Below are 6,637 nucleotides of genomic sequence, written 5' to 3' on the forward strand. Positions count from 1 at the left end.
ATATACCCCGCCAACCTCGACACCCTGCGCGCGCTTGGTGCCGACGTGGTGTTCTTTTCACCGCTGGCCGACGAGCCGCTGCCGCCGTGCGACGCGCTGTGGCTGCCCGGTGGTTACCCCGAACTGCATGCGGCGGCCCTGGCGTGCGCCAGCACCAGCCGCGCCGGCATCGCCGCGCATGTGGCGGCCGGGCGCCCGGTCTGGGCCGAATGCGGCGGCATGATGCCGCTGTTCGAGGGCCTGACGCTGGCCGGCGGTGAACGCCAACCCATGTGGGGCCTGCTGCCCGGCGAGGTGCGCATGCAGCCCCGGCTGGCGGCGCTCGGCCCGCAGCGCTGGGCCACGCCGCGCGGCGACCTGCGCGGCCACACCTTCCATTACTCGCTCACCGAATCGCCGCTGGCACCGGTGGCGCAGACCGAGGCCGCCAGCGCCTACGGTCGCCCCGAAGCCGTGTACGGCCAGGGGCCGGTGCGGGCGAGCTATTTCCACGCCTGGTTTGCCTCCCACCCGGTGGCCAGCGCGGGCCTGTTCCTGCCGGAGGCCGCATGACCCTGCCCGGACCGCAGCGCATCGTCTGCCTGACCGAAGAGACCACCGAGTGGCTGTACCTGCTGGGGCAGGAGCAGCGCATCGTCGGCATCAGCGGCTACACGGTGCGGCCGCGCCGGGCCCGCGCCGAAAAACCCAAGGTCAGCGCCTTCCTGAACGCCAAGATCGACAAGATCCTCGCGCTGCAACCCGACTGCGTGTTCGGCTTTTCCGACCTGCAGGCCGACATCGCCGCCGCGCTGATCCGCGCCGGCGTGCCGGTGACGGTGTTCAACCAGCGCAGCGTGGAACAGATCTTCGACATGCTATTCCAGGTTGCGGCCATGGTGGGCTGTGCCGATCAGGGCCTGGCGCGCATCGCCGCGATGCGCGAACGGCTGGCCGCGATTCGCGCCGAGGCCGACGCGCTGACGGCCGCCGGCAAGCGGCGCCCGCGCGTGTTTTTTGAAGAATGGGACGAGCCGCACATCAGCGGCATCCGCTGGGTGTCCGAACTGCTGGGCATGGCCGGCGGCGACGACGTGTTCCCCGAACTGGCGGTGCAGCCGCTGGGCAAGGACCGCATCATCGCCGACGGGGCGCAGATCGTGGCGCGCGCGCCCGACATCGTGATCGGCTCGTGGTGCGGAAAGAAGTTCCGGCCCGAAAACGTGGCCGCGCGCCCGGGCTGGGCCGCCGTGCCGGCGGTCCGGGACAGCCAGCTGTTCGAGATCAAGTCGGCCGACATCCTGCAGCCCGGCCCGGCCGCGCTGACCGACGGCGTGGCGCAACTGCACCACATCGTGCAGGCCTGGAGGCTGGCCCATGGCTGAGGGGCCGCACAGCGAGTTCATTCTGGGCGGCCAGCGCAGCGGCAAGTCGCGCCGGGCCGAAATGCGCGCCCGCCAGTGGCTGGATGCCTCGCCCGCCCATGCGGCGGTGCTGATCGCCACCGCGACCGCCTGGGACGACGAGATGCGCGAGCGCATCGCGCGCCACCAGGCAGACCGCGCCGTGCGCGTGCCTGGCCTGCGCACGGTGGAAGAACCCGCCGCGCTGGCCGCCGCCCTGCGCCGCTGCAGCGATGCGCAGACCCTGGTGGTGATCGACTGCCTCACCCTGTGGCTGACGCATCTGCTGATGCCGGCGGACACCGCGGCGGCGCTGTCCGACGCGGCGGTGGCCGCGGCCGGCGACGACCTCTGCCGCGCCATCGCCGAGGTGCCGGGGCCCGTGGTGCTGGTGGGCAACGAGATCGGCCTGGGCGTGATTCCTATGGGCCGCGAGGTGCGGCACTTTGTCGACGCCCTGGGGCGGCTGAACCAGCAGGTGGCGGCCGCGTGCGAAGGCGTCACGCTGATGGCGGCCGGTTTGCCGCTGACCCTGAAAGGAGCCCTGGCATGAGCGCACTCTGGCGACGGTGGTGGCTGGGGGCGCTGTGTGTGGCGCTGCTGGGCGGGATGCCCGGCCTGGCGCTGGCGCAGACCCGGATCACCGACGACCTGGGCGCGACGGTGGTGTTCGACCGCCCGCCGCAGCGCATCGTCAGCCTGCTGCCTTCGCTGGCCGAAATCGTGTGCGAACTGGGCCAGTGCCAGCGCCTGGTGGGGGTGGACCGCTACACCAACTGGCCGGCCAGCGTGCAGGCGCTGCCGCAGGTGGGCGGCGGCCTGGACCCGAACATCGAGCGCGTGGTGGCGCTGCGCCCCGACCTGGTGCTGATGTCCGTCTCGTCCCGCGCGGGCGACCGGCTGCGCGCGCTGGGCCTGAAGGTGGTGGCGCTGGAGCCCAAGACCCATGCCGACGTGCAGCGCGTGATGCTCACCGTCGGCCAGGTGCTGGGCGTGCCCGACGCGCAGAAGATCTGGCGCGCCATCGACGCCGCCGTGATGGCGGCCGCGCAGTCGCTGCCGCCGGCCGCGCGCGGCACGCGGGTGTATTTCGAGGTCAACCCCGGCCCCTATGCCGCGGGCGAGAGCTCGTTCATCGGCGAGACGCTGCAGCGCCTGGGCGCGCGCAACATCGTGCCGGCCGCGCTCGGGCCGTTCCCCAAACTCAATCCCGAATACGTGGTGCGCGCCGATCCGGACCTCATCATGGTCGGCCAGCGCAGCGTCGACGGCCTGTTGCAACGCCCGGGCTGGCAGGCCCTGCGCGCATTGCGCCAGCAGCGGCTGTGCGTGTTCACCGCCGACGAATCCGACACCCTGGTGCGGCCCGGCCCGCGCATGGCCGAAGGCGCGCGCCTGATGGCGCGCTGCCTGGCCGACAAGGCGCCGGCCCGCCCGGGAGCGCGCCCGTGAACGCCCGCCGCGCATCCTGGCTGTTGGGGGCCCTGCTGCTGCTCGCGGCCGCTCTGGCGCTGCTGGGCGTGTGCGTGGGCAGCGCGGGTTTTGAAAACCTGGTCGGCCCGCTGCTGGACCCGGTCAGCGACCCGGGTGCCACCGCCATGGCGCAGCAGATCGTGTGGGACATCCGGCTGCCGCGCACGCTGGGCGCGTGGTGCGCCGGCGCGCTGCTGGGCCTGGCCGGTGCGGTCGCGCAGGGGCTGTTCCGCAACCCGCTGGCCGATCCCTTCCTGCTCGGCAGCGCTTCGGGCGCTTCGCTTGGCGTGGCGCTGGCCTTGGCGGCGCTGGGGGGCGGTGCCGGCATGCTCGGCGGCGCCGGCATGATGAACGGGGCCATGGCCATCGGCGTGTTTTCCAGCAGCGCCTGGGTGCGCCTGGGCCTGACCGGTGCCGCCTTCGGTGGTGCCGTGCTGGCGGTGCTGATCACGCTGGCGCTGGCCAGCGGCGTGCAGCACACGCTGCGGCTGCTGCTGGCCGGCGTGGTGGTGGGCGTGGTGCTGGGCGCCATGACGCACCTGGTGCTGCTGTTTTCGCCCGAATCGTTGCAGGCCATGCAGGCCTTCATGCTGGGCTCCACCAGCTTCGTCGGCTGGACCGCCTGCGCGCTGATGGCCGGCGTGTGGGCGCTGTGTGCGCTGGCGGCGGGCTTGCTGGCGCGGGTGCTCGACGGCTTGAGCCTGGGCGACGCCACCGCGCGCAGCCTGGGCTTGCCCATCGGTCCCATGCGTGCCGCGCTGGTGGCGGTGCTGGCGCTGGCCACCGGCACGGCCGTGGCCCAGACCGGCCTGATCGCTTTCGTGGGCCTGGCCGCGCCGCACCTGGTGCGTTCGCTGGTCAAGACCACCAGCGCTTACCTGATGCTGCTGGCCAGCGCCATGGGCGGGGCCTTGCTGATGGCCGCCGACACGCTGGCGCGCTGGCTGATCGCGCCGCAGGAACTGCCGGTGGGCGTGCTCACCGCGGTGCTGGGGGGCGGGTACCTGCTGTGGCTGATGCAGCGCAACACGCGCGTCATGCGGGGGGCTGGTCTGTGACGACCCTGCCGTTCACCACCACCGCGATCGAGGCGCGCGACCTGGAGGCCCGCCTGGGCGGTGCCACGATCCTGCACGGCATTGACCTGTCGCTGCCGCGCGGCCGCTGGACCTGCATCGTCGGCCCCAACGGGGCTGGCAAGTCCACGCTGCTCAAAGTCCTGGCGGGGCTGCTGCCGGCCACGGGCCACGTGGGATTGCTGGGCCGGCCGCTGGCCGACTGGCCACAGCGCCAGCGTGCGCAGCACCTGTCGTGGCTGGGGCAGAGCGAACACGGCGGCGACGACCTCACTGTGTGGGACGTGGCCATGCTTGGCCGCCTGCCGCACCAGCCCTGGCTGAGCGCTCCCGGCGCCGCCGACCGCGCGGCGGTCGAGCGTGCGCTGCGCGCCACCCAGGCCTGGGACTGGCGCGCCCGTTCGCTCGGGCAACTGTCCGGTGGCGAGCGCCAGCGTGTGCTGCTGGCGCGGGCCCTGGCGGTGGAGGCCCAGGTGCTGCTGATGGACGAACCCCTGGCCAACCTGGACCCGCCGCACCAGGCCGACTGGCTGGCGCTGGTGCAGGCCCTGGTGGCCGAAGGCCGGACCGTGGTCAGCGTGCTGCACGAGGTGGGCATGGCCCTGCATGCCGACGACCTGGTGGTGATGGCGCAAGGCCGCATCCGCCACCAGGGGCCCTGCGCCGACCCCGCCACACACCGCGCACTGGAGGCGGTGTTCGACCACCGCATCGCCGTGCACGCCCTGCAGGGCCAGTGGGTGGCGCTGCCCCGGACCGGGGCGCCCGGCTGAAACGTTTTTCAAACCGCGTTGCGCGCAACGCATTTTTTCGAGGAGTGGAGTCATGCACATTGAACCCGGATTGGTCGACGGCACCAAGATCGTCCTGAGCTATGCCACGGCGGCAGCGTCGCTGGGCTATGCGGCCAAGCTGTCGCTGGACCTGGTCCGCAAGGAAGGGGTGGCGGCCCTGCTGCTGCGTTCGCTGTTCACCATCGCGCTGGTGTTCTGCTTCTTCGAGGTGTTGCCGCACCACCCGGTGGGCGTGTCCGAGGTGCACCTGATCCTGGGCACCACGCTGCTGCTGCTGTTCGGTGCCGCACCCGCGGCCATCGGCCTGGCCGGCGGCCTGCTGGTGCAAGGCCTGTTCTTCGCGCCCTTCGACCTGCCGCAGTACGGCATGAACGTCACCACGCTGCTGGTGCCACTGTTCGCCACCGCCGCGCTGGCGCGCCGTGTGATCCCCGCCAACGTGGCCTATGTGGACCTGCGCTACGGCCAGGCCCTCAAGCTGTCGGTGGCCTACCAGGGCGGCATCGTGCTGTGGGTGGGCTTTTGGGCGCTGTACGGCGGCGGTCTGGAAGTGAGCAACCTCGCCAGCATCGGCAGCTTTGGCGTGGCCTACATGAGCGTGGTGCTGGCCGAGCCCCTGATCGACCTGGCCGTGCTGGCCGTGGCCAAGACCCTGCACCGCCTCAAGGGCACGCTGGTGGTCGAGCCGCGCCTGCACAACGCTGCCTGAGGGCCACCGGGCCATGGTCATGGTGAGCAACCGGCGCCACGCGCCGGACGCCGGGAGACGCGGATCGTGAGCGACCGGCCACACACCGCTCAGGTCGCGATCGTCGGTGCGGGCCCCGGCCCGGCCGACCTCATGACCCTGCGTGCGCTGGACCGCCTGCGGCGCGCCGAGGTCGTCGTGCACGACCGCCTGATTTCGTCCGAGATCCTGGCCTGCATTCCGGCGACCGCGCAGCGCGTGTACGTGGGCAAGGCCCTGGGCCACCACAGCGTGCCGCAGGCCGGCATTCATGCGCTGCTGATCGAACACGCGCGGGTAGGGCGCCGGGTGGTGCGGCTCAAGGGTGGCGACCCCTACGTCTTCGGGCGCGGCGGCGAAGAGGTGCAGGCCCTGCTGGCCGCGGGCATCGCCTTCGAGGTGGTGCCCGGGGTCACGGCCGCCAGCGGCTGCGCTGCCGCCGCCGGCATCCCGCTCACCCACCGCGAGCTGTCGGCCAGTTGCGTGTTCCTGCCCGGGCACCTGGCTGACGATGAAGCCACCCACGACTGGCGTGCGCTGGCCCGGCCGGGCCAGACCCGTGTGTTCTACATGGGCATCCAGCGCCTGCCGCACATTGCCGAACGCCTGATCGCACACGGCCTGTCGCCCGACACGCCGGCTGCGATCGTGCGCGACGGCACCCGCCCGACACAGACCGTGCTGGCCTGCCGCCTCAGCCGCCTGGTGGCCCAGGCGCCGGCCTATGGGCCGCAACCCGGCCTGCTGCTCATCGGCGAGACCGTGCAGCTCAGCCCGCATTTCGAGGCCGCCTGAAAGGGCGCATGCGCATGAACCTGCCCGACCCTTCCGCGCTGCGCGGCGAAAACCCGGTGACCGTCAAGGGCTGGTGCCCGGGGGCGGTGCGGCCGATGGTGGCCAGCGATGGCCTGGTGGTCCGGATCCGTCCGCCGGCCGGGCGCCTGAGCCGCGCGCAGGCAAGTGCGGTGGCGGCGCTGGCCGAGCGCTACGCCCACCCCGTGCTGGAGCTGACCAACCGGGCCCACCTGCAACTGCGTGGGGTGGCCCCGGCCCAGCACGCGCCGCTGCTCGACGCCCTGCAGCGCCTCGGCCTGGCCGATGCCGGCGCGGCCGGCGAGGCCCGCCGCAACGTGCAGGTGCAACCGCTCTGGACCGATGGCGACATCACCCCCAGCCTGGCCCTGG

General features: G+C 72.6%; 8 protein-coding genes and 1 pseudogene. All 9 read left to right on the plus strand.

The window, feature by feature from the left end; all coding sequences use genetic code 11:
* Positions 1 to 552: pseudogene (locus QQK43_RS12430) on the plus strand (cobyrinic acid a,c-diamide synthase); the annotation flags it as partial.
* Positions 549 to 1,364, plus strand: a complete 816-nt coding sequence (locus QQK43_RS12435; protein ID WP_284308042.1) for a cobalamin-binding protein — start codon at positions 549 to 551, stop codon at positions 1,362 to 1,364. The pseudogene QQK43_RS12430 and the gene QQK43_RS12435, both read left to right, overlap by 4 nt.
* Positions 1,357 to 1,935, plus strand: a complete 579-nt coding sequence (locus QQK43_RS12440) for a bifunctional adenosylcobinamide kinase/adenosylcobinamide-phosphate guanylyltransferase (protein ID WP_284308044.1) — start codon at positions 1,357 to 1,359, stop codon at positions 1,933 to 1,935. Before QQK43_RS12435 ends, QQK43_RS12440 begins: the two co-directional genes overlap by 8 nt.
* Complete coding sequence (locus tag QQK43_RS12445) at positions 1,932 to 2,834, plus strand: ABC transporter substrate-binding protein (RefSeq protein WP_284308045.1); 903 nt, start codon at positions 1,932 to 1,934, stop codon at positions 2,832 to 2,834. The genes QQK43_RS12440 and QQK43_RS12445 overlap by 4 nt, the downstream gene beginning before the upstream one ends.
* Positions 2,831 to 3,913 (plus strand): FecCD family ABC transporter permease, encoded by a 1,083-nt coding sequence (locus QQK43_RS12450; RefSeq protein ID WP_234264812.1) that lies wholly within the window; start codon positions 2,831 to 2,833, stop codon positions 3,911 to 3,913. Before QQK43_RS12445 ends, QQK43_RS12450 begins: the two co-directional genes overlap by 4 nt.
* Positions 3,910 to 4,704, plus strand: coding sequence for an ABC transporter ATP-binding protein (locus QQK43_RS12455; RefSeq protein ID WP_234264811.1), 795 nt, complete (start codon positions 3,910 to 3,912; stop codon positions 4,702 to 4,704). The genes QQK43_RS12450 and QQK43_RS12455 overlap by 4 nt, the downstream gene beginning before the upstream one ends.
* A gap of 52 nt (positions 4,705 to 4,756) precedes the next feature.
* The gene (locus tag QQK43_RS12460; protein ID WP_284308046.1) at positions 4,757 to 5,434 is read left to right on the plus strand and encodes an energy-coupling factor ABC transporter permease; all 678 of its coding nucleotides are present in this window, start codon (positions 4,757 to 4,759) and stop codon (positions 5,432 to 5,434) included.
* A 66-nt stretch (positions 5,435 to 5,500) separates the two neighbouring features.
* Positions 5,501 to 6,247, plus strand: a complete 747-nt coding sequence (cobA, locus tag QQK43_RS12465; protein ID WP_284308047.1) for a uroporphyrinogen-III C-methyltransferase — start codon at positions 5,501 to 5,503, stop codon at positions 6,245 to 6,247.
* A gap of 14 nt (positions 6,248 to 6,261) precedes the next feature.
* Positions 6,262 to 6,637, plus strand: a 376-nt coding sequence (locus tag QQK43_RS12470; protein ID WP_502260853.1) for a ferredoxin-like domain-containing protein, incomplete at its 3' end; no start/stop codon positions are given.

Source organism: Hydrogenophaga electricum (assembly GCF_030160815.1).
Classification (GTDB): domain Bacteria; phylum Pseudomonadota; class Gammaproteobacteria; order Burkholderiales; family Burkholderiaceae_C; genus Hydrogenophaga; species Hydrogenophaga electricum.

Coding starts and splice junctions, on each gene's coding strand:
- QQK43_RS12460 (WP_284308046.1), top strand. CDS start 4,757: ATGCACATTGAACCCGGATTGGTCGACGGCACCAAGATCGTCCTGAGC.
- QQK43_RS12445 (WP_284308045.1), top strand. CDS start 1,932: ATGAGCGCACTCTGGCGACGGTGGTGGCTGGGGGCGCTGTGTGTGGCG.
- QQK43_RS12435 (WP_284308042.1), top strand. CDS start 549: ATGACCCTGCCCGGACCGCAGCGCATCGTCTGCCTGACCGAAGAGACC.
- QQK43_RS12440 (WP_284308044.1), top strand. CDS start 1,357: ATGGCTGAGGGGCCGCACAGCGAGTTCATTCTGGGCGGCCAGCGCAGC.